We start from the raw sequence: 21475 nt of genomic DNA, 5'->3' as shown, positions 1-21475 counted from the left end.
AAAAACAATTGTCCATAAAACAATAATGATCGTTTAGGAAGGAAGTGAAATAGTAAATTTTAATTCATTAACTAAAAGAAACTATGTTCTATCACGATCGCAGATTACAGTACAAAGTACGGGTAGATAAACCCAACCCTGCATTCGCCAGAATGCTGCAACAGGCAATTGGCGGTATCGAAGGAGAAATCCGGGTATGTTTGCAGTATCTGTTCCAGGCCTGGGGCAACCGGGGCCCTGTGAAATACAAGAACATGCTCCTGGAGACGGGAACAGAAGAAATTGGGCACATTGAAATGCTGGCTACAGCGGTAGCCTTGAACCTGGAGGGAGCCACTTCTTCCCTGAAGGATGAAATAGTAGGCGCCAACCCAGTGGTTGGGGCGGTGATGGGTGGCATGGACCCCCGTCATTTTCTGTCATCGGGCTTAGCGGCCATGGCGGTAGATGCCAATGGCGTTCCGTTCAATGGCTCCTGGGTAGTAGGTAGCGGCAACCTGGCCGCCGACATGCACGCCAACGTCATGGCCGAGTCTACCGGTAGAGTGCTGGCTACCCGCCTGTGGGAAGCGACTGATGACCCGGGAATGAAAGACATGCTCGCGTTCCTGATTGCCCGTGACACCATGCACCAGAACCAATGGATGGCGGTGCTGGAAGAGTTAGGCGGTGTGGCCAACAACCACCCAATCCCGAACAGTTTCCCGCAAGCCGAGGAAAACCAGCAGTTCAACTACGCCTTCGTGACCACCAACATTTACAGAGACCAGGAAGCGTTCGGTCGTTGGGCCGAAGGACCGTCTATTGATGGCAAAGGAACGTTCCAGATGGTGCCCGGTGAACCGCTGGGAGATATTCCAATCTTGCCGCCACCGGCTCCTGAGGGACATGCCCAGGTAGAGCAGATGACCGGCGCAGAAGGCAGTGGTTTGATCAACAAAATCAAAAACGCCCTCTAAAACGCCAGAGCATAAAAAAAGCCTTCCTTGCACTGCAAGGAAGGCTTTTTTTATGCCGGTTGTAACTGATTCTGGCGGTAGACTCCGTCTAGTTTCTGTTTGCCTACCCGTAGCCCGAAGAACGGGGCATCATCAGAAACGCTCCAGTAGATGTCGGTGATCTCGGCTACCGGGCCGGTGGGTTGATTGACGGGCCTTACCCATTCCCCAAAGGTGAAGGGCAGCCACGAGATGGGGGTGAACATGTCTGGGCGTACTTTGAATTCCTCATCTGAGTAGCGCAAAAGCAACCACCCGTTTACCTCGCCAATCTTTTCAAAAACTTTGTTGTGGGGCTCCAGCAACTCAAACTCCCTCCGGTTGGCCGGGTGAATAGGGGCATAGCCATGTCCCGGCAACCAGGAGTATAAACCAAATTCTAAACTCTTCTTAGGCATAGTTCCTTTCTCTTTTCCAGACAGGCCGCCGCTCCAGGGTTACAGATCTATCTGCAGTTCCTGGGCCGTGGCGTGTACAATCTCCCGCGCGTATTTTTTAGGAATGACCAACTCGTTTGTCTGGCTGTAATGGGTGATGATGCTCTGGTCCAGGAGCATGGGCGTGGCATAAGCGCCGTACCGCTCTATTAAGGCGCGTTGCACGGTGCAGAGCAGTTCCCGCCGGGCCTCGGTCTCGGGTGTCTTCAGCCGGGGCGGAAAGGTGTTAGGCGGAAACCGGTTAGGCACGCGGCGTTTCGCGGCTTCTTTCAAGGCACCGTTCAAGATGCGCTGCAACTGTTCCTCGTAGCGGTCTTGCTGTAGGCGGCCGTTGATGCCTTTGGTGTGGTACAGCCAGTCATTGATGGGTTGCTCAGGGTTGCTGAGCAGCTGCATGAGCGCGTTGGTGTTGATGAGTTGCCCGGCCGGCAGGTTCCATTTCTGCGCCAACTGATCCCGGAAGTCATAGAGGGGCTTCAGGATGAACTGTTGCAGCAACGTGAGCCGCTGCGGAAACTTGATCTTCAGGTGCGGGTCTTCCTGCTCCACAAACGTGATGGACTCCAGCAGTTGGTCTTCCTCCTCCAGCCAGTGCAGGCGGCCTAACTCCTGTATCTTGGCCACCATGGCGTTCTTGAGTTCATGCAGGTACAAGACGTCCTGGGCGGCGTACTCCAGCTGGCGTCTGGACAAAGGCCGTTGGTTCCAGTTGCTCATCTGCTGAGATTTATCCAGGTGCAGGCCCAGTTCTTCTTCCAGCAACGTGCCCAGCGCGGCTTTGGCGTAGTTCAGGACTTTGGCGGCCACGGCGGTATCTACCAGGGTGCGTACCTGGCAACCCAGCATGCTCAGCAGCATGAGGTCATTGTTGGCGTGGTGGAATATCTTGGTCACCGACGGATTCTCCAGCACATCCCACAGCGGCTGAAGGTCTGTCAACGGAAACGGGTCAATCACGAAACACGTGTGGCCGTCAGAGATTTGGATCAGGCACAGCGTGAAGCCGTACGTATAGTGGTGTTGGTCAAACTCCAGGTCTAAGGCGAGCTCTGGCTGCTGGGCTAAATGAGTTACGGCCTCTTGCAACGCTTCATCGGTTTGTACCACGTGAACAGGCTTTCCCTCCAGAGTAAATGCAGGTTCCTTCATAATCTTCCAAATGTACCCAAAATTCAGGTTAGTTCCTTGACGGGTAACGGTTGTCTCGCGTTGCCGCTTTGGGGCAGTTTTCTCAAAATCAGCTTATAAATGGCATTCTCTGATGATATAACTGTGCAAAGATCGAAAAAGTACAGCGCCAGGAGAAAGAAGCGTTCCTAAAAACTTTCTTTCTCCTGGCGCTGCAGGTCAGATATAAAAAACTTGACTCCTTACGGAAGGCCAAGGCCCGAAGCTACTCCAGCAGAAAACTAACTTGTACGCCAGACGTGATGATGATCTCGCCAAGCGCCAGGGTAGAGCCGCCGCCATCCATGGCCACCATAGATTCCCGCATCATGCCCTTGTACATCACCGGGCCCGGCGCATTACTGCCGCCTTCGTTTATCTGGTACGGCCGGCCTACTTTGGCACCTAACTCAGAGGCAAGCGCCATCGCTTTCTGCTTGGCGTCCTGCACGGCTCTCTTGCGGGCTTCCTCCTGGTGCTTCTTCAACTGGCTGCTCTGGTAACTGATGCCGTCTACCCGGTTGGCCCCGGCTTTGTACAGCCCAGACATGAGCTCGTCAAACTTGTCAATCTTGTTAAGCGTCACCGAGATGGAGCGGGTGGCCTGGTAGAACTGCGGCGTGGTTTGCCCAAATTCCCCGGTGTACACGGGCTGCAACGAAAGATACGCGGTCTGCACGTGCTTGTCATCCACGCCGTTTTTCTTCAGGAAGGTCAGCAGAGCGGCGGTACGCTGGTCGGCTACGCGGCGGGCGTCTTCCAGGGTTTTCTCCCTGATCTCCACGCCGGTTGTGAACGTGATTTGGTCAGGCTGCACTTTCACTTCGCCCAGGCCAGACGTGCTCACTAGCGGCGGCAACTGGCTTTGCTGGGCATTGGCAGAAAAGGCGAAACCTGTCAATAACAGGCCGAAAACGGAGGCGAATAGTAGTTTCATAGGGTTAAAGATATATATAGAATGGGTTTGCAAGTACCATGCCGAGTTTCTGATCACGTTGGTTTAACGCGCGCCACCAGCGCCGCAGTGTGGGCTAAGCCGCTTTGATGTGTATCTTTGCGGTTTCGTTAAGATTTACTTTCCCTGAGTTTTATGCAGCAGCACCTGTCCATTTTCGATCCGTTTGAGGGGATGCGCTTTGGTAACCATATCTGTTTTCTGTGTGGCACCACCGTTACCCCAGAGCAGAAAACGCCGGTTTTCCCCACCTGGCTGATGGAGGAGTACGGGTTTGCCCAGGAACCGCTCCGGCTCCTGGACCAAAGCGTAGTGACGTACCAGGAGCTGCACATCCCGTGCTGTACCCAGTGCCAGACGCAGCACCTGCAACCTTTGGAAGACAAGGTGCAGGAAGCCGCAAGCCAGGGTTTAGCCGGACTCAGAGCCCTGGACGGGAAGCTGCTTTTCCAGTGGATGGGCAAAATGTTCTACGGCACGCTCATCACCGAACTCATCAAAGAGCAGAACCCTTTGATTAGGCCCGAGTACGCCGTGAGCGAGCAGCCCAAGATGCTGATGAAGTTCCAGGCGTTTTTCAGGGTGCTGCAGTCCTTGCGGGTGCCCATGGAGTTTGCTGATTTTCTGCCCGCCTCGCTGTTTGTGATAGACGTGGACGCCTCCGCGGAGCCCTCGCGGTTCGAGTTCCGGGACGAGCTCTCCACCATGATGTTCAGCCTGCGGCTGGATAACGTGCTCATCGTCTCCTGCCTGCTGGACAACGCCATGATCAAAGACGCCATGAAGCGCGTGTGGCAGGAATTGGAGCCCAAGCAGTTGCAGCCCATCCAGGCGGCGGAGCTCAGCGCCCGCGTTTTCTATGCCGGGTATCTGCTCAACGTGATCCCAGATTACCTGCTGCGCGCCGTGAAGCCGCAAGACGATCACCTGGTCATGGACACGCTCATTGACGATGTCACCAACGTGATCTTCAACCCGTGGCAGAACAGCGCCTACGCCAAATTGCTGGCCACCGTCTGGGCTAAATGGGGTATCACGCAGGAAGAGATTCTGCGCGATCCGCAGGAGCCCATGAGCATGCTTTTCAGCCGCGAGGGCGAATTCATCGAGTTTCCCAAAATACCCGGGCAGGCGTAAGAAGTACTGTTTTAGACAACGAATCTGAAAAGGTGTTTCGGGGCTGGTTTTTGAAAATCGGCCTTGAAACACCTTTGTTTTTTACCAGCCCTTGGGCAAGCAGAATCAGTTTTCCGGGGCCTCTCTGGCTCTTCTGCTTTCGCCTCCAGTTGCTGGTTTTCAGCCTTACTTGTTTTGCTGTTTCAGTTCAGATTGCTGCTGGCTCGTTGGCGGCCTTTCTGTTTTTTGTCCAGTTTCTGAAAAACAGCCCGTAAACGGACGCTGCGTTTGGGTGCCACCTGTACCGCGCTGGGCCGCAAAGAGATAGAAGAGGAGCCAAGGCGAAAGTTGCCTGAGATTTAAGTGCTGCGTCAAGTGGTTCTAAACGCCTGAGTATAAACCTCTCTTGAAAAGCTTCGTACGCTAGGATACGGTAATTACGTATTGATCTAACCAAACTAAAACTATGGCTGAAATAAACATTGAACCAAAAAAACGCTCCAGCTGGGCGTGGATAGTGGTGTTGCTGATATTGCTGGTAGTAGGCTATCTTCTGTACAAATATTTCTTTGAAGCGCAGGGAGGCAGCCCCGAGACCAGTGGCGCACCTACTGCTGGCATGATCATGCCCATCGCTCCTGTTTTCCTGTCTTATTGATTCACCCCTTAAAAGCATACCGCTATGGCATATCACGCAAACGACGGGCTGCCCAGGCTGGCCCCTTTACACGACCTGAGAGACTTTAAAGTAGCAAATAATAACCTGGATGTCAGAGGCTGGGAAGTGATTGGCTCTGACGGCAAACGCATTGGCAAAGTAGACGATCTCATTGTAGACCGCGAGCTGATGAAAGTACGTTACCTGGATGTAGACGTAGACAAAGACCGCGTGCTGCCCGACACCGATGCCCGCCACATTCTGGTGCCCATTGGCGCGGCCCAGCTAGACGATGACAGCGACCAGGTGTTCGTAGGCATGGACCAGATGTCCCTGTCTCGGTTTCCGTTCTACAGAGGCGGTGCCGTAGACGCAGACTATGAATACCGCGTGATGCACGCCATCACCAGCCCCAACGAAACGTACTCGCAGCAAACGGCTTCGCCTTCTCCCAGCGCGGAGTTCTATGGACGCGAGCAGTTCAATGAGGACCGGTTCTACGGAAACCGGCACCAGCGCGGGCAATCCATCCCGCAGGACCAAAGCCATTTCCATAGCTCCACTTCCAGCAGCTCCAACTTCGGGTCAGGCTCTACGGTGGGTTCAAGTTCAAACCTGGGCTCAGGTTCCAATCTGGACGGCCGTCCGGTGCAGGATGACATTGCTACCATTGAGCGCCTGAGAACCATGCTGGAACAAGGCACCATCACCCAGGATGAGTTCACCGCCTTGAAGCGGAAGGCCATAGGCCTGTAAAAACTGTTTTGGGGCTGTTTTACAGAAAACAGCCCCAAAACAGTTTCCCTCTAAAAGGAAGTACCTAACGCATAAAAACAAAAAGAGAGGGCCTGCTGTAAAGCTGCCCTCTCTTTTCATTAACGACCCATTGGTCACCTTTTACGGATAATTATTGGTGATGTTATCATCCTGATCATGGGTGAACGAGGCATGTTCCTGCACGTGGTGCTCAGAGCCGTACCGGCTGTGCGGGTTGGCGTACCCCGGCCAGCTTCTCTTCACGCGGGCGTTGGTTTTGCTTTTCCGCTGCTTGGTAAACGCATACGTCGCCAAACCTGCCAAAGCTACCAGGCCCGCCGTCGCCAATACCTTGGGTACGGTGTTGTTGACGGTAGGCGGAAGCTGCACCACACCCTGCCGATCCGTAATAGCCGGTTCTGGGACGTAGCGTCCTTTAGACGGAATGGCCAGCTGGTCAAATAACCGCGCCAACTCCTCCAGCCCTTGCTTCAGTTCCTGACCGCGCATGGGCAATCCGTGGCCGCTGGCGGCAATCTCTGGGTGAAGGGCGTTAAGTTTCTGCACCGATGCGCGCGCTGCCTCCCAGTCTGGCGTGAAATACGCGGGCGGGCCGCACACTTCCTGCTTCTGGGTGAGCACCGCCAGGGCAGACTCGGGTTTGCGGGTCACAAAGGCATCGCCGGCGATCAATAACCGGTCATGCTCCCGGAAGAACGAAACGTGCCCCGGCGAGTGGCCCGGGGTTTCAATCCACTTCCACTCCGGCAGGAACGGAACCGATCCGTCAGACGGAAGCAGTTCCAGCCGACCTTTGAAGGTGATGGGCTTCTTGGGGTACATGAACGACAGGTAGGCCATACCGCCTCCGCCCACGCTGGAGTCTGGCGGCGGGTAGCTGGACAACCCGGTCAAATAAGGCAGTTCCAGCGGATGCGCGTACACCGGCACCTGCCAGATATCTGCTAAGGTTTGCAGGGCGCCAACGTGATCAAAGTGGCCGTGCGTGAGCAGGATGGCTTTAGGCGGATTGCCTTTGCCAAACTTGTCCTCGGCGGCTTTTCTGATTCTATCGGCGGAGCCGTACAGACCGGCGTCAATCAATACCCAGGATTTGTCTGGGTTTTCTATGTAGTACAGGTTCACGAAAACAATCTCCATGCCCATGACACCTGGTGCCACCGTAAAGCAGGAGTGCTGCTTCTGCCGCAGGACGTTGGTTAGATGATCTTGCATCGTCAGGCGCGGTAAGATTAGCTGTCCAGACGGCCAAATACGCTTAGCTCATCACCGGTGTCATGGCGGGAGTTGTCATCGCCGTCCGTGGATTTGCCGCCTTGTCCGCCCTGGCTGTTGCCGGGCTGCTGGCCGCCTTGCTTGAAGCTGGCGTTTCCTTTTGCTTCTGCGCCTGGTTCCTCTGAGGTGTTCTTCAGATCATCGGCAGCTTCTTTTCCGTTCGGTAATTTTTCCTTTTCGTTAAACTTATTGTCGTTTTCCATGGTGTAGTATGGTTTATGGTGTAAAAACAAGTTAAAACCGGAGAAACCGGCCTGTGTTTGTACGAGCAGATGGGAAAGAGGGTGTCTTCTGATTCAGAATTTCTGATCTACAGAGTTGCAAAAGTCAGAATTGGTGCGTAAACTAGTCATGTTGTTACGCCGAGGTACATGTGATCTGGACGCAGGAGGGTAGGATACCAGCAAAGAAGAGAGTCATGTGTAGCCGGAATTTTTCTCACCTGTTTATAGTTAATAAGACATGGTAAATCTGATCTATCCACCTAACTATATGGCGGTATACGCAAAATGCATTGACGCCACGCTACCTAGTTTTGACCCAGAAGAGTGGATCAAAGAAGGGCACGTATACATTGTAAAACATTTCACTGAGCCTCTAAACCAGGAAGAAGGAATGGCCGTGACCATCATTGACGAAGAGGGCGAGGAGATTCATCCGTCACCGTCGCACTGGAGTTTCTCATCTAACCGGTTTGAGTTGTTCTCCATTTTCCTGAACTAAGCGCTTTAGGCCTCTTTTTCAGAAAAGAGATCAAAAACAGAAAGGGCTGACCCCATAGGGTCAGCCCTTTCTGTTTTTGGGGCGGCTGTGAATCGTTAGAACTGGAACCCGGCCCGCAGCAGCAGTTGGCTTTGCTCGGGTGAGGTAGCATACCCCAGCGAGAGCACAACCTGGTTCAGCGGGGAAATCCACACCCCGCCGCCGTAGCCGCGGTGCCACTTGTCTGAATCTTCATCTTTCACCCATACCCGGCCCATGTCATGGAACCCGAACACGCCCAGCGAAGCCGGGAACAGGTACGTGGTGAAACTGAACAGGCGCAGGCGGGCTTCGGTGTTGTTGTAGAGGCTGCTCTGGCCGCTGAACCGGTTTCTGCGGTAGCCGCGCAGGGTAGAAGGGCCGTCCAGGAACTGCGCCTGGAAGAACTCATAGCTGTCCCCGAAGGTGTGCCCCCCGCCAAAACGGGTGGCCAGCGTGAGTTTCAGGGGAATGCGCAGAGTCTTGTAGATGGAGAACTGCGAATGCACCCGAGCCACGTCTGAAGCACTCTCGTTCACGCCTTTCAACACGTCTGCGGCTACCAGCCAGTGCACCCCTTTAGAGGGCAAGGCCGCCAGATCACGTGAATCTAAGGTATACTCAAACCGGGCTCCCGCGTACGATTTTGGATCAGCGAACCCGATGGCCTGCTCGGTACCTGCCAGCTGTTGCGGCAGAAAGCGCTCGTCCATGCGGTCTACGTTCACGTTCTGGTAGGCCGGACCCACAAACACCGATTCGTATTTGCCTATTTTACCACCCACCAGCACATTGGTGTAGAGCTGCGATGACTGGAACCGGTACAAGTCGATGTCCAGGTCTGGGTCAAACGGGGTTTCGTTGCCCAACCCGAAGAAGTTCTCGGCGAAGCCGGGGCTTTTCCAGTTGACGTTCACCTTCACATCCATGCCCATTCTAAGTCGCGGGAAGTGGGCGGCGTAGTCTACCAAAAACGATTTGGTATTGAGGGCGTAGCTGCCCACCAGCCGCTGCATCATGCCATACGGCTGCTTGTTGAAGCCTTGGGTTTTCAGCAAGACGCCACCGCCCAGCAGCAAACCGTCATCGCGGTTGAATTCTACGGACCCCAACGGCCCGAAGTAGTTGTAGACAAAGCTTCGGCGGTCATACACCGGTGTTTTGCGCAGGCGCGTGAGGTTGCGGGCTTCTGGTCCCAGGGCCAGTTGCGCGCCACCCGGGTTGTCATAGACATAGGTGAGGCGGCGCAGGCCAACCACGCTGGAGCTGTCCGTGACCTTGTCCATGCCATCGCCCCCGATAATCCGGACCCGGATACCATCGGCGGCTTGTCCTTGCACCTGGAATTCATCCGCGCCTCCCAGACCGTACAAGCGGATTTCACGGGTCTCATCGGGCAGAAAGCGGCGGCGGTACAGTTGGTCATCTGCGGAGGTGCCGTCTTTTTTGTAGATGGTCACCAGGGTGGCTCCGCCGGCTTCGCGCTGTACTTCAAACCGCTCGTCCAGGTCAGTGCCTACTACGTCTACTTTATGGGCCAGGAACTCATAATATTCTTCGGCATCCCGCTTGATGTAAGCACGGCGGGCTTTGAGGGTGCTGGCCAGACGCTCACCGGAGATCTTCTGGATTTCAGGCGGCAGAGCGCGAACGGCTTTGTCAATGGCTTCATCGGTGAGGCCCGCTTTTACAGAATCGGCCATGGCAATCCAGTCGGCGCGTTCCAAGGCGGTGAGGAAGTACCGGTCAAAGTACCGGTTGTTGAAGTTAAAGCCTTTGATGTCACGCAAGCTTTCGTCAAATCCCTGCACCTTGGGCAGAATCCAGCGCCGGCTGGCAATGTTGGGAATCACGCCCTGGTTCACGAAGAAGGCCTGGTCGCGGTCACGCGGAATGGGTTTGTAGATTTTGCCTTTGCCTTCCTTCTTGAACTCGGCCCAGCGCCATTGGTCGTCGTGGCGGTCCCAGTCGGCAATGAAGAAATCCAGGAGGCGGGCGCGGAGCAGGCTTCTCTGGTCTACCTGGTCGTTCTGGTCTTCCAGGGTGTTTTCCAGGACTTTGTCTGTGCCCACCACGTTTTTGGCGTTCCCGAAGCTTTCCAGGTCAGACATGTCCTCGTCGGGGCGCTCCTCAAACAACCCGATGGTATTGGCGAAGCCTTTCAGGTACTTGCCAAACCGCGGATCATCCGGGATGATGAAGTACTGGGGGTTGGTGTGGTACACGCCCACGGCATCTGCCAAGGTGGGAACCACCAAAGAGCCGTACGGATGCGAGGCTGAAATCTGGTCTTTCACCACATCGGCGGCCAGGGTATGGCGCAGAATGCGGGGAAGGGCGGCATCTGGGTATTTCTCTACAGACCGCAACGCGTACTGGCGGCCGGTGCTGTCTTCCAGGCGCAAAGAAACCGTCTGGAAACCGCCACCGCGCTGAACTACTTTCAGGCCGCCGTTTTGGGTGCCAATATCGAAAACGGGCAAAGAAACGGGCGTCTGCCACTCGGGGCGGTAGTTCTCGCCCAGAAGCCACTCTCTGAAGCCGCTAGCTTTGTACACCTGGCTGGCGGGTAAGGCGCTCTTCTTGCCCGCGAAGCTCAGGTTCATTTTCTTGGTCTGCTCTTCTATCTGCTTTTGGGTAGGCTTGCGGGAAAGGAGCACGCGGTGGGCTACCTGGCCTTGGTTGCTTTGGGCGTCTTGCGCAGTCCAGATCTCCAGCCAGGTTTCGCCGTTGGGGAAGTACAAAACCTTCGCGAAGCCGGGAGCGGTTTGGGAGAAAAGCGGCGCCGCCTGCCGGGGCGATTTTCCTTTTTTCATGCCCCCGCCCGCGGTCACGTAGTGGATGCTGTCTTGAGTGCTATGGGTAAGGGCGGCAGAGTTCCCCTCGGCGTGTACCAAGCCTTTGTGCTGGGCGTACATCTGGCTCAGTTGGCGGTGCATGAGGCGGTACTCCAGTCCTGACATCTCGGGGGAGACGCTCATGGCCACCAGCAGGTTTTTCTCTTCGTTGCTGCGCATCACGTCATCCAGAGCGGCCAGCGTGGCGGTGCCGCCGGTGGTGGGGCAACCGCGCTGGGTTTCCTCGTCGTCCATGCGGCGGTTGGGCAGAAGCCATTGGGTGTCCAGCAGGAGCAGGTGCACGTCATCGGTGAGGGCTACCTCGGCGGGGCCGGGGCAGTAGTTCTCCGGCAAGAGCAGCTTCTCGTTTTGCAGGTATTGGGAGATGTAGCGTTCCTGGTTCCGGACTCCCTGGTCCAGGCCACCTTTGGCGTCGTGTTCGCCCGGCATGAGAATGATTTTCCCCGCGTAGCCTTGCAGGTAGTTCAGTTGCTTTTGCAGCTGCGCTTCCAATTCCTTTCGGTTGCCCGCCGATACGCCCGGCAGCGTTGCCGGCTGAAACGGGTTCCCCATAAAGACTACGGCGCTGTTCTTGCCGGCGGATTTCAGTTGCTCTTGCAGCAGGGGCAAAGGGGCCGCGGAACTCTGACCTGGCGCCCACCTGCCGGTCAGCAAGACGGTGTACGAGGGGGAGGAAGACGGTAAGGAAGGAAGCTGAGCCCAGGCCAGCGCCGGGCACAGCATCCAAAGGCAAAGCTGAAGCAGGATTACCCTTCTGGGTAAAAATTCTTTCATGTTCATTTTATTAATGGCAGTCGGCTTCTCGGTTTTGGGCCTGTTTAATGAAAACAAGACTAAAACAGGAAGGAGCTAAGTGTAAATGCCGGCAGAAGCCGGGCTTGTTTGCCGCTGTTTACGCAGTTTGGGTTGGTTTAGGTTAAGGCTATATTATCTCTTTTGTATTTTAGGAGAGAACAGGCTGATCTGGCACGTGAAATCCGAAAATGCGGAACCATGCGTGGCGGAGTCCGTTTTGTTTGTTTTATCCTGAGAGACAGATCCTATGCCCGCCTTAGACAAAGACCTGCGCAAGGCCGTTCTGGCCCTGCCCGCCGCCCGAAAAGATAAATTGCTGCTGCAGTTGCTGACCGCCCAGCCCGTCTTGCAGGAGCAGCTCCGGTTTGAATTATTGGAAGGCCCGGAGGCGCTGGCGCTTAGGAGGGAGGCATTGGCAGCCCAGGTGCAAACGATCACCCAGGGCTTCTACTATACTGCCACCGATCTGCTGGCCTGTCTGCGGCAGTTGTGCCCTGCGCTGGGTTACCACACCAAAATAACTGGTGATGTCTACGGCGAGATTCAATTGCTGCTCCTGCTCTTGCAGGAAGTCTTGTCTCATCAGAAGGAAATGCTGCAGGTGCTCACCGGTGCCACCGAGGCGTTAAGTCTGTTCTTGGCCAAACGCGCCGAAGAGATGCTGCAGAAACTAAACAAGCTCCATGAAGACCTGCACGTGGAATTCTCTGATGACGTGAACGAGGTGCTTCCCGCCCTTCACGCCTCGGCGGCTGGGTATGCCGCCCGTAAATTGGGCGTGCCAGTCCGCTGGAAATAGCAGATCAGGATATACAATAGCTTTTACCTGATAAGAGCGCAAGCGACGTGTTTAAGGGCTATTTTTGAAAAGCATGCCCAAAACGCAGTTGGAGGTTAGGCAGGTGAGGGAAGCGCTACGCCGCCTCCAGCCAATAGCTTTCCGGTACTCCGGCGTGCAACGCTTTAATGGCGAACAGGCAGCCTTCGGGGTCTTGCTGTAACTGACATCCCCAGATCACCAGCACCTGCCAACCGGCTGCCCGTAGCCTGGCTCTGTTCAGTTGGTCTCGTGCCTGGTTGCGGGTGAATTTGTCGGTCCAGAAAGGGACGTTGGATTTGGGCAGAGCGGGTACGCAGTGGGGGCACCGGTGCCAGAAACAGCCGTGCAGGAAAATAGCCAGTTTGCGGCCAGGGTAACAAACATCGGGCTTGCCCGGGAGCTTCTTCCAGTGGATGCGGTAGCCGCGCAAGCCGTGGTGCCAAAGCAGGCGGCGCAGCAGCAGTTCTGGTTGGGTGTCTTTGCTTTTATTGCCACGCATGTACCGGCTGACCTTCTCCTGAGCAGTCAGGGGCGGGGGAGCGATGGGGGCGTATTTCCTCTTCTTTGTGGCCATGCAGCAGATGTGTGCAAAGAAAACACACATCCGGGAAAGAGAGTGCCTTGCGTCGGCGTTTCTTTATAGAGGCAGTGCCGGTTCTGAAAACTTTTATATCGGCCGAAGGCGAAAAGAGATGGTTGTTTTGAGCCTGTTTTGCTTAAAATGGCTATAAAACGGAGCTGCTGAAAAGAAGTGCTTTGCTGCAGCCGGTGATGTTTATGGTTGGTGGCCGATGTGTTCAGGGTGCAGGTGTGTGTCGCCTCTACTTTCAGAGGATCTCTGCCAGGAAAAGAAAGGCTTGTTAAGATTTCTCTCCGATTTCAAAAAAGAAGAGCCCCGCTTATCTGCATAAGCGGGGCTCTTCTTTTTTGAGGGGTTGACCCGAGGACTACTTTGATTTCGTCACATCTTCGGCCTCGTCAAAGCGGTTGCCGCTGTAAGAAACCAGCACAATGGCGCCAATGGCCACGGCGGCGACAGACAGCACCAGTTGTACGGGGCTCAGCTTCTGTCTAACGGTTAATAGCATGCGGCCGGCATCAGAAAGTAGCTCTGGCAGCACGTCATGGTTTCCTTGGTACACACTTACAATTGATTCTACGGTTTTCGCGAAATCTTTGGGTTGTACTACCTGGGGCGATGTATTTGGTGTTTGTTCCATAGTTGTGTTCTCTAGAATGAGCGGTTGTTAAAAGAAAAATCCCGGCCTGCGCACAAGGGCGGGCCGGGATTTCTATACGCAAATAAAATAGCTTAGGTCAATCTTTTTTCAAGGTTAAGACACGCGGCCGCCTGCGCTCTGCACGGCTTCGTTTATTTTCTGGATGATTTTGTCTGGGCTGAACATCATACTGGCCGGGAAACTTACCTGTACATTGTTGATCTGCAACGTTTGGGAATTCTCCTCATACGCATAATCGGCGGTCACGCCTTGCTTGGAAACACGTCCGTTATTACCTGCCAGCTCAATACCAGCGGCGCCTAATTTGCTTCTGAGGGTGTTGTACAGTTCTGGGGTAATGCCAGTGTAGGTAGCACTGTTTGCCATAAGAGTAGAATTTAGGTTATGGGTAGAATAGATTTAACGCATGAGGCAAAGGCAAGGTTAGCCGCCGCCTCAACGCTTAAAGGTATATGTTTTCTGGCGGTTTTCCGTAAAACAGACGGGTAGACTTTCCAACCGACAGCTGAACCTTTCGCGCCCAATTGCGGTAAAGCTGAACTCTAATGAAAACGCTTACATGAAGAGAAGGATTTTACTGGCCTTGGTGGGAGTGCTGGTCCTGTACGGATTAGTGGACTTGTTCTTTGCCGACCAAACGCCGGGGCCCATGACTTCTTCTTCTCCTTCCTTTGGTCAAACCAGCCCTTTGCAGTACGCCCAGGACAGTGTCATGGCCAGCGCCGGAGCGCACTACAAGATCAGCAAAGCCGGCGAGTTCTTTCTGGGCGAGCATTACCGCCCCGTCTGGACGGTGCCCGTCAAAGCCAAGGTCTTCCACATGAACGAAGTGGCCGGCGGACTTTCCATCGAGAAGTTAGGCGGCGGCATGCAGACCACCAGCCTCACCCTCACCGATTCCTCAGGCCGGCGCTTCGCCCTCCGCTCCCTGGACAAAGATCCCATTCAGGTGCTGCCGGCTTTCTGGCAAAAGACGTTTGTGGGCTCCTTTGTGCGGGATCAGGTTTCCGCTACCAACCCGTACGCGGCCCTGGTGGTGCCTCCGCTGGCGAAAGCTGCCAACATTTTACATCCATCGCCCCAGCTGGTGTACGTCCTGCCCGCCGACCAGGACTTCAAGCAATATTCCAACATCTTTGGGAACAAGCTTTTCCTGATGGAAGAGAAATTCACCTCCAAAGCCTCGCTGGCTGATAAGCTGGGCGCGGCCACGGATCTGGTAGACACCGAGGAGATGCTGCGGCGGCGGTTTTCCTCCAGCCGGCACCGCATTGACCAATGGGCCTTCGCCCGGGCGCGTCTCCTGGACCTGCTGCTCAGCGACTGGGACCGGCACGAGGGGCAATGGGACTGGGCGGCGTATGTGCAGGAAAACGAAATCTGGTACAAGCCCATTCCCAAAGACCGCGACCAGGCGCTCTGCCTCTATGACGATGGCGTTATCCCGTGGCTGGCCACCCGTAAATTCGCGGCCCGCAAGTTTGAGTCGTTCCATCCTGTCTTCAAAGACGTGTTTGGCCTCACCATCAATGCCTCTTTCTTAGATACCAGAGCCCTGTCTGAGGTGTCTTTGGTTGATTTCAGGAGATTGGCCCGCGAGATGCAGGTGGCCTTGTCAGATGCTGTCCTCCGGAGAGCCGTACAGCAGCTGCCTCCGCCGGTTTACGCGTTGGTGGGCGAAGAGACGTTCCAGAAGCTGAGAAGCCGCCGGAAACTGCTGGTGCAAACCGCCGAAGACTATTACAAGATCCTGGCCAAGGAAGTAGCGGTGGTTGGCGCTGATGAGCCAGAACGGTTTGTGGTGCAGCGGTTGTCGCAGGGAAGAACCGTGGTGGAGATTTACCGGCTGGGCGAGGGCAACGTGAATAGCGGCAAAGTGTATAGCCGCACGTTCTTTGCTGGCGAAACCGAACGCATCAATCTTTTCGGGTTGAAAGGAGACGATATTTTTGATATCAGTGGCACTGCGGCCAAAGGAAGCTACGTCTACGTGTACGGCGGCGCCGGAACAGATAAAGTCACCGACAAATCTACGGTAGAAGGCTGGCGCAAAAAGACCGTGGTGGTAGACGATACGCCCGGAGTTCAGTTGCAGCCCGGTCCCATCACCCAGGCGAAGTTATCGGAATCGATCACTGAGGTACCCTCGTTCGTGCGCGTGCGCGTCCGGGAATAGTACCTCCGCTTTCGGCCTGTTTTCCTGAAAACACCCTCAAAACAAACTTGTCAACATCAGGCGTAGTTCGGCCGCTGCCGTATTCTGACCTTCTTCTTGCTGCAAGCTTCTGACGGTGTGTTTCCCGTTTCCCGCATGGATGTGGCAATCAATTTCAGTTTTTAGTCTGGCTCATGTCAGCGGGGAACTAGCGCTTCACTGAAATTAACGTTGGCCCATTCTGCAGCTGTTTCATGTTGCTATAATTGCTTTTGTCTTTTTGGCCTGCTTTCCTGAAAACAGGTGATAAATAGATGCTGTGTAGTGGTGTTTTCTGGTGAGAACTAGAAGTTATTGCTTTGCAGATGAGATAAGAAAAGGCAGAACGGATAAAGAATCATCAGGTTTTACCTCTCAGTTCCTCTTGATCAGGTTTATTGAATTTTCCAGTTGGCTTGAAGATCAGCTTCTTTCAGTTGAAAGGTTAGCTGCACACGTCTTTTTTTTCTTTTGTAGGTCTCTGTGCGGCAAGGGGATACCGGTAGAAGGTAAAGAGAAGCCTTAAAACGTCTTCCTAGTGCGTAGTAGCTTGAGTAAACTACCTGCTGAGTTCCGGAAATTAAGGATGTACTAAGGGCGGAAAGGTATCGTTGAAATTGAATATTGGAAAGATGGCCGGAAAATAGAGCCAATTGGAGCACAGGCCAGATAAAGATTTGTCTGTTATCTATTTATCTATAATTTCGCCAAAATCAAATTTTTTCACGTATTCCCTAGATGAGATTTTTACGTTTGAGCAGATCGGTTTCAAAATCAATAACATTTTAATAAATGAAGCTGAATATTTGCTTATGCGAATTTAGGGTTATGTGTATTGCTGAGGATTTTATAATTTGCCGTGAATAAGGCAAGTACTATCAATTTTTATGGATAAATACTCATATATAGCCAACGCGCACGGTGCGTACATTGATGAACTGTACAAGCAGTATCAGCAAGATCCGGGTTCAGTGGATTTTGGTTGGCAGAAATTCTTTGAAGGTTTTGATTTCTCGCAAACCTACCCGAACGGAAACGGCCAGGCCCCAGCGGCGGCGGCTCCAACAGTTGGTGGTGCCACCAGTGGCGCGTCTGTGGGTGAGGTAGAGAAAGAAATTCAGGTGCGTAATCTGATTTACGCCTACCGTTCCCGCGGTCACCTGCGCTCTAACACCAATCCGGTTCGTCCGCGTAAAGACCGCAAGGCTTTGTTAGACCTGAAGGACTTCGGTTTGTCTGAGGCTGATCTGGACACCAAATTCCAGAGCGGATCTGAGCTGGGCTTAGGTGCCGCCACCTTGCGCGACATTCTGGCTACCCTGAAGAAAGTATATGAAAGAACCATTGGGTTTGAGTACATGTACATCCGGGACCCAGAGGTTTTGGCCTGGTTTAAGGAAAAAGCCGAGAAAGAGTCGGTGGCTTTCAACCCATCGGTTGACTATAAAAAACGCATCCTGTCTAAGTTGAACGAGGCAGTGGTGTTTGAAAACTTCCTGCACACCAAGTTTCTGGGGCAGAAGCGTTTCTCTCTGGAAGGTGGCGAAACCACTATTCCGGCGTTGGATGCTATCATTGACAAAGGCTCTGAACTGGGCGTAGAGGAAGTGGTGATTGGCATGGCGCACCGCGGTCGGTTGAACGTGTTGGCCAACATCATGGGCAAAACCTACGAGCAAATCTTCTCTGAATTTGAGGGAACCGCCGTGCCAGATTTGACCATGGGCGATGGTGACGTGAAATACCACATGGGCTTTTCCAGCGAGGTAAACACGCCGTCTGGCGGAAAAGTGAACCTGAAACTGGCTCCTAACCCTTCGCACTTAGAAGCGGTGAACCCAGTGGTAGAAGGTTTTGTGCGCGCCAAGCTGGACTCCATGTACGGCCGTGACACTAATAAGATCCTGCCTATCCTCATCCACGGCGATGCAGCCGTGGCCGGACAAGGTATTGGTTACGAGGTAACCCAGATGGCGAATCTGGAAGGCTACAGCACTGGCGGTACTATCCACTTCGTGATTAACAACCAGGTAGGTTTCACCACTGACTTTGAAGACGCCCGCTCTTCTATCTACAGCACCGATTTAGCCAAAATCATTGACGCGCCAGTTCTGCACGTAAACGGTGATGACCCGGAAGCGGTGGTGTTTGCCGTAAGGTTAGCGACTGAATACCGTCAGCGTTTCCACAATGATATCTTCATTGACATGGTGTGCTACCGCCGCCATGGCCACAATGAGGCAGATGAGCCTAAATTCACCCAGCCACAACTGTACAACCTCATCTCCAAGCATGACAACCCACGGGAAGTCTATAATAAAGAGTTAATCAGACGTGGTGAGTTAGACGCGAAGGTAGCCGAGGAGATGGACAAGGAGTTCCGTCAGATGCTGCAAGACCGTCTGGACATGGTGAAGCAAAAGCCGTTGCCGTACAACTACCAAGTGTTGGAGAAAGAATGGCAAGAGCTGCGTCGTTCTAAACCAGAAGACTTCAACCAGTCGCCAGAAACCGGTATTTCTGCCGAGGCGATTGAGAAAGTAGGGAAAGCGTTGACTACGCTGCCAGAAAACTTCAAGCCGCTGAAGCAGATTGAGAAACTGACCAAAGAGCGCCAGGACATGTTCTTCGGAGCGCGCGCCTTGAACTGGGCATCGGCTGAATTGTTGGCGTACGGTTCTATTCTGTTAGACGGAAAAGTGGTACGCATGAGTGGCCAGGACGTGCAGCGGGGTACTTTCTCGCACCGTCACGCGGTGTTGCATGATGCCAATACCAGCGCGGCTTACACCAACCTGAACCACATTCAGGAAAATCAGCAGAAACTACAGATTTACAACTCCTTGTTGTCTGAATATGGCGTGTTAGGGTTTGAGTTCGGTTACGCCATGGCCAACCCCAATGCATTGGTAATTTGGGAAGCGCAGTTCGGTGACTTCGCCAACGGTTCTCAGGTGATGATTGACCAGTTCATCTCGTCTACAGAATCTAAGTGGCAGCGCATGAACGGTGTGGTGATGCTGTTGCCGCACGGTTATGAAGGCCAAGGACCAGAGCACTCCAATGCCCGTCCTGAGCGCTTCCTGCAGTTGGCCGCAGAGTACAACATGTACGTGACCCAGTGTACCACTCCGGCTAACTTCTTCCACATGCTGCGTCGTCAGTTGGCAACGCCGTTCCGGAAACCGTGTATCCACATGTCGCCTAAGTCTATGCTGCGTCACCAGAACGTGATGTCGCCGCTGGAAGACTTCATGGCAGGCTCGTTCCAGGAAGTGATTGGTGACACGTATGCCGAGGCGAAAGCCGTGACCAAAGTGTTGCTGTGTACCGGTAAAGTGTACTATGACTTGCTGGAGGAACAGCAGAAAACAAACCGCAAAGATGTAGCCATCATCCGTCTGGAGCAGCTGCATCCGTTCCCGCAGGTACAGCTAGACCGTGAACTGAGCAAATACCCGAACGCACAGATTTTCTGGGTTCAGGAAGAACCGTACAACATGGGTGCCTGGACGTACATTCTGAGCGTAATGCGCAAAGGCATTGATGACGTGGTTTCCCGTAAGCCAAGCTCCTCACCGGCTACTGGGTACAACAAAATCCACCAGAAAGAGCAACGCGCGGTGGTAGAAAAAGCATTCAGTATTTAAGTAAAACATATGTCCGTTTAGGGCTTGTTTTTCTAAAAACAAGCCCTAAACGGACTTTTAACAACATAACTTAATCTAAAAAGAGATTATGGCATTAGACGTAAAAGTGCCGGTAGTGGGCGAATCCATCACGGAGGTAACCATTGCCAAGTGGCTTAAACAAGATGGCGACCAAGTGGCCATGGACGAGGTGATCTGTGAACTGGAATCAGACAAAGCCACCTTTGAATTGCCCGCTGAGGCTGCCGGTATTCTAAGAATCAAAGCCCAGGAAGGCGATACCATTGCCATTGGAGAAGTAATTTGCTCCATTGATGGCGCCGGACAAGGTGCTTCTACGCCTCAGCCTACCACTGTTTCTACCGAGCACAGCCTCACAGAGTCTAAATCAGTGACAGACCCGCAGAGCACCGTAGCCGCTGAAAATACGCCAAGCCACGGCACTCCTAACCAACCGCAAGGTGGTGGAGCCGGTACTGGCCAGACGTTAGAGGTAAAAATCCCAACTGTAGGTGAGTCTATCTCTGAGGTAACCATCTCTAAATGGCTAAAAGCCGATGGTGACCAGGTTTCCATGGACGAAGTTCTCTGCGAACTGGAGTCTGACAAAGCTACTTTTGAGTTACCAGCTGAAGCCGCTGGGGTTCTGAGAATTGTAGCTCAGGAAGGCGATACCGTAGAAATTGGTGCTACCATTTGCCGCATTGAGGTGGGTGCTGGTTCCGGGGTTTCTACTTCTCCTGCTCCACAGACAAGCGCTCCGGCGGCGCAACCAGCGCAAGCCGCATCCTCCGGGTACGGTGGATCTACCACCTACGCGAGCGGTACGCCATCGCCAGCGGCAGGTAAAATCCTTTCTGAAAAAGGTATCTCAGCTTCTGATGTAAGTGGTACTGGCCGTGACGGCCGCATCACCAAAGAAGATGCCCAGAACGCCCAGGCTCGTTCGGCTGCTCCGGCACCACAGCCTGCCGCCGCTTCTGCTGCACCAACTGCCAAAGAAACTGCTGCTCCGGCTCCGGCCGCTCCAGGTTCCCGCAACAGCCGCCGCGAGAAAATGACCAGTTTGCGTAAAACTGTCGCTCGTCGTTTGGTAGCGGTGAAAAATGAAACGGCCATGCTCACTACCTTCAACGAGGTAGACATGAAACCCATCATGGACATCCGGGCCAAATACAAAGACAAGTTCAAAGAGAAGCACGAAGTAGGCTTAGGCTTTATGTCGTTCTTCGTGAAGGCTTGTACCGTAGCGCTGCAAGAGTGGCCAGCGGTAAACGCCCAGATTGACGGTGCAGAAATGGTCTTCAACGATTTCTGCGATATCTCCATCGCCGTGTCTGCGCCTAAAGGTCTTGTGGTTCCGGTTATCCGCAACGCCGAAGGCCTGAGCTTAGACGGTATTGAGAAAGAAGTAGTACGTCTGGCCAAGCGTGCCCGCGAAAACAAACTGGGTATTGACGAGATGACTGGTGGTACCTTCACCATCACCAACGGTGGGGTGTTCGGTTCCATGATGTCAACGCCTATCATCAACGCGCCGCAGTCGGCCATTCTGGGTATGCACAACATCGTGAACCGTCCGGTGGCCATCAACAACCAGGTGGAAATCCGCCCGATGATGTACCTGGCGCTTTCGTATGACCACCGCATCATTGACGGCCGTGAGTCAGTGAGCTTCCTGGTGCGCGTGAAAGAGTTGCTGGAAGATCCGATGCGTTTATTGCTGGGAGTCTAAACTTGCGCTTTACGCGTGATTTCGTAAAAATGAGTTAAAAACGAAAGGCTCCGTGCTG

At 53.8% G+C, this 21475-nt stretch carries 19 protein-coding genes; 9 read left to right on the top strand and 10 right to left on the bottom strand.

Annotated features, from left to right (window positions below; genetic code table 11):
* Positions 1-83 precede the first annotated feature (83 nt).
* A complete protein-coding gene (locus tag H7U12_RS12585; RefSeq protein WP_186638450.1) occupies positions 84-959 on the top strand; it encodes a manganese catalase family protein in 876 nt (291 codons plus the stop codon).
* 50 nt (positions 960-1009) lie between these two features.
* Here the strand turns inward: H7U12_RS12585 and H7U12_RS12580 are convergent, their stop codons facing one another.
* The 3 genes from H7U12_RS12580 to H7U12_RS12570 all read right to left on the bottom strand — a co-directional run bounded on the left by H7U12_RS12580 (position 1010) and on the right by H7U12_RS12570 (position 3539).
* Positions 1010-1396: a DUF6960 family protein gene (locus H7U12_RS12580; RefSeq protein ID WP_186638448.1), complete on the bottom strand. Its 387-nt coding sequence runs from the start codon at positions 1394-1396 to the stop codon at positions 1010-1012.
* A 39-nt stretch (positions 1397-1435) separates the two neighbouring features.
* Positions 1436-2584 carry a ribonuclease D gene (locus tag H7U12_RS12575; protein ID WP_206683922.1) on the bottom strand — a complete coding sequence of 383 codons (1149 nt, stop codon included), beginning with the start codon at positions 2582-2584 and terminating at the stop codon, positions 1436-1438.
* A 244-nt stretch (positions 2585-2828) separates the two neighbouring features.
* Positions 2829-3539 carry an SIMPL domain-containing protein gene (locus H7U12_RS12570; protein WP_186638444.1) on the bottom strand — a complete coding sequence of 237 codons (711 nt, stop codon included), beginning with the start codon at positions 3537-3539 and terminating at the stop codon, positions 2829-2831.
* Positions 3540-3692: 153 nt separating this feature from the next.
* On the opposite strand from H7U12_RS12570, the gene H7U12_RS12565 reads away from it, so the two are divergent.
* On the top strand, positions 3693-4694 hold the full coding sequence (locus H7U12_RS12565; RefSeq protein WP_186638442.1) for a hypothetical protein: 1002 nt from the start codon (positions 3693-3695) through the stop codon (positions 4692-4694).
* Between the two features lie 165 nt (positions 4695-4859).
* Here H7U12_RS12565 and H7U12_RS12560 read toward each other — a convergent pair whose 3' ends face one another.
* A complete protein-coding gene (locus H7U12_RS12560) occupies positions 4860-5048 on the bottom strand; it encodes a hypothetical protein (RefSeq protein ID WP_186638440.1) in 189 nt (62 codons plus the stop codon).
* A gap of 91 nt (positions 5049-5139) precedes the next feature.
* On the opposite strand from H7U12_RS12560, the gene H7U12_RS12555 reads away from it, so the two are divergent.
* Positions 5140-5331: a hypothetical protein gene (locus tag H7U12_RS12555; protein WP_186638438.1), complete on the top strand. Its 192-nt coding sequence runs from the start codon at positions 5140-5142 to the stop codon at positions 5329-5331.
* Positions 5332-5355: 24 nt separating this feature from the next.
* Positions 5356-6087, top strand: coding sequence for a PRC-barrel domain-containing protein (locus tag H7U12_RS12550; RefSeq protein WP_186638436.1), 732 nt, complete (start codon positions 5356-5358; stop codon positions 6085-6087).
* A gap of 141 nt (positions 6088-6228) precedes the next feature.
* Here H7U12_RS12550 and H7U12_RS12545 read toward each other — a convergent pair whose 3' ends face one another.
* Positions 6229-7323: an MBL fold metallo-hydrolase gene (locus H7U12_RS12545; protein WP_241749341.1), complete on the bottom strand. Its 1095-nt coding sequence runs from the start codon at positions 7321-7323 to the stop codon at positions 6229-6231.
* Positions 7324-7340: 17 nt separating this feature from the next.
* A complete protein-coding gene (locus H7U12_RS12540) occupies positions 7341-7586 on the bottom strand; it encodes a hypothetical protein (RefSeq protein ID WP_186638434.1) in 246 nt (81 codons plus the stop codon).
* A 289-nt stretch (positions 7587-7875) separates the two neighbouring features.
* Here H7U12_RS12540 and H7U12_RS12535 point away from each other — a divergent pair, with 289 nt between their 5' ends.
* Entirely contained in the window at positions 7876-8106 is a 231-nt protein-coding gene (locus H7U12_RS12535; protein ID WP_241749339.1) for a hypothetical protein, read from the top strand.
* 95 nt (positions 8107-8201) lie between these two features.
* Here the strand turns inward: H7U12_RS12535 and H7U12_RS12530 are convergent, their stop codons facing one another.
* The gene (locus H7U12_RS12530) at positions 8202-11756 is read right to left on the bottom strand and encodes a BamA/TamA family outer membrane protein (protein WP_186638430.1); all 3555 of its coding nucleotides are present in this window, start codon (positions 11754-11756) and stop codon (positions 8202-8204) included.
* 268 nt (positions 11757-12024) lie between these two features.
* On the opposite strand from H7U12_RS12530, the gene H7U12_RS12525 reads away from it, so the two are divergent.
* Positions 12025-12576, top strand: coding sequence for a hypothetical protein (locus H7U12_RS12525; protein WP_186638423.1), 552 nt, complete (start codon positions 12025-12027; stop codon positions 12574-12576).
* Positions 12577-12691: 115 nt separating this feature from the next.
* On the opposite strand, the gene H7U12_RS12520 is transcribed toward H7U12_RS12525, so the two are convergent.
* From H7U12_RS12520 to H7U12_RS12510, 3 genes are all read right to left on the bottom strand, one after another.
* Entirely contained in the window at positions 12692-13171 is a 480-nt protein-coding gene (locus tag H7U12_RS12520; protein WP_186638422.1) for a very short patch repair endonuclease, read from the bottom strand.
* A 373-nt stretch (positions 13172-13544) separates the two neighbouring features.
* Positions 13545-13817, bottom strand: a complete 273-nt coding sequence (locus tag H7U12_RS12515) for a hypothetical protein (protein ID WP_186638421.1) — start codon at positions 13815-13817, stop codon at positions 13545-13547.
* A 114-nt stretch (positions 13818-13931) separates the two neighbouring features.
* On the bottom strand, positions 13932-14204 hold the full coding sequence (locus H7U12_RS12510; RefSeq protein ID WP_186638420.1) for a hypothetical protein: 273 nt from the start codon (positions 14202-14204) through the stop codon (positions 13932-13934).
* 193 nt (positions 14205-14397) lie between these two features.
* Here H7U12_RS12510 and H7U12_RS12505 point away from each other — a divergent pair, with 193 nt between their 5' ends.
* The 3 genes from H7U12_RS12505 to odhB all read left to right on the top strand — a co-directional run bounded on the left by H7U12_RS12505 (position 14398) and on the right by odhB (position 21417).
* Positions 14398-16014, top strand: coding sequence for a hypothetical protein (locus H7U12_RS12505; RefSeq protein ID WP_186638419.1), 1617 nt, complete (start codon positions 14398-14400; stop codon positions 16012-16014).
* Between the two features lie 905 nt (positions 16015-16919).
* A complete protein-coding gene (locus tag H7U12_RS12500; RefSeq protein WP_186638417.1) occupies positions 16920-19682 on the top strand; it encodes a 2-oxoglutarate dehydrogenase E1 component in 2763 nt (920 codons plus the stop codon).
* 88 nt (positions 19683-19770) lie between these two features.
* Positions 19771-21417, top strand: coding sequence for a 2-oxoglutarate dehydrogenase complex dihydrolipoyllysine-residue succinyltransferase (gene odhB, locus H7U12_RS12495; protein WP_186638413.1), 1647 nt, complete (start codon positions 19771-19773; stop codon positions 21415-21417).
* Positions 21418-21475 lie beyond the last annotated feature (58 nt).

Source organism: Rufibacter sediminis, from assembly GCF_014269285.1.
Lineage (GTDB): Bacteria > Bacteroidota > Bacteroidia > Cytophagales > Hymenobacteraceae > Nibribacter > Nibribacter sediminis.
This window is presented reverse-complemented; position numbering and strand designations above follow the sequence as displayed.

Coding starts and splice junctions, on each gene's coding strand:
- H7U12_RS12585 (WP_186638450.1), top strand. CDS start 84: ATGTTCTATCACGATCGCAGATTACAGTACAAAGTACGGGTAGATAAA.
- H7U12_RS12580 (WP_186638448.1), bottom strand. CDS start 1,396: ATGCCTAAGAAGAGTTTAGAATTTGGTTTATACTCCTGGTTGCCGGGA.
- H7U12_RS12575 (WP_206683922.1), bottom strand. CDS start 2,584: ATGAAGGAACCTGCATTTACTCTGGAGGGAAAGCCTGTTCACGTGGTA.
- H7U12_RS12570 (WP_186638444.1), bottom strand. CDS start 3,539: ATGAAACTACTATTCGCCTCCGTTTTCGGCCTGTTATTGACAGGTTTC.
- H7U12_RS12565 (WP_186638442.1), top strand. CDS start 3,693: ATGCAGCAGCACCTGTCCATTTTCGATCCGTTTGAGGGGATGCGCTTT.
- H7U12_RS12555 (WP_186638438.1), top strand. CDS start 5,140: ATGGCTGAAATAAACATTGAACCAAAAAAACGCTCCAGCTGGGCGTGG.
- H7U12_RS12550 (WP_186638436.1), top strand. CDS start 5,356: ATGGCATATCACGCAAACGACGGGCTGCCCAGGCTGGCCCCTTTACAC.
- H7U12_RS12545 (WP_241749341.1), bottom strand. CDS start 7,323: ATGCAAGATCATCTAACCAACGTCCTGCGGCAGAAGCAGCACTCCTGC.
- H7U12_RS12540 (WP_186638434.1), bottom strand. CDS start 7,586: ATGGAAAACGACAATAAGTTTAACGAAAAGGAAAAATTACCGAACGGA.
- H7U12_RS12535 (WP_241749339.1), top strand. CDS start 7,876: ATGGCGGTATACGCAAAATGCATTGACGCCACGCTACCTAGTTTTGAC.
- H7U12_RS12530 (WP_186638430.1), bottom strand. CDS start 11,756: ATGAAAGAATTTTTACCCAGAAGGGTAATCCTGCTTCAGCTTTGCCTT.
- H7U12_RS12525 (WP_186638423.1), top strand. CDS start 12,025: ATGCCCGCCTTAGACAAAGACCTGCGCAAGGCCGTTCTGGCCCTGCCC.
- H7U12_RS12520 (WP_186638422.1), bottom strand. CDS start 13,171: ATGGCCACAAAGAAGAGGAAATACGCCCCCATCGCTCCCCCGCCCCTG.
- H7U12_RS12515 (WP_186638421.1), bottom strand. CDS start 13,817: ATGGAACAAACACCAAATACATCGCCCCAGGTAGTACAACCCAAAGAT.
- H7U12_RS12510 (WP_186638420.1), bottom strand. CDS start 14,204: ATGGCAAACAGTGCTACCTACACTGGCATTACCCCAGAACTGTACAAC.
- H7U12_RS12505 (WP_186638419.1), top strand. CDS start 14,398: ATGAAGAGAAGGATTTTACTGGCCTTGGTGGGAGTGCTGGTCCTGTAC.
- H7U12_RS12500 (WP_186638417.1), top strand. CDS start 16,920: ATGGATAAATACTCATATATAGCCAACGCGCACGGTGCGTACATTGAT.
- odhB (WP_186638413.1), top strand. CDS start 19,771: ATGGCATTAGACGTAAAAGTGCCGGTAGTGGGCGAATCCATCACGGAG.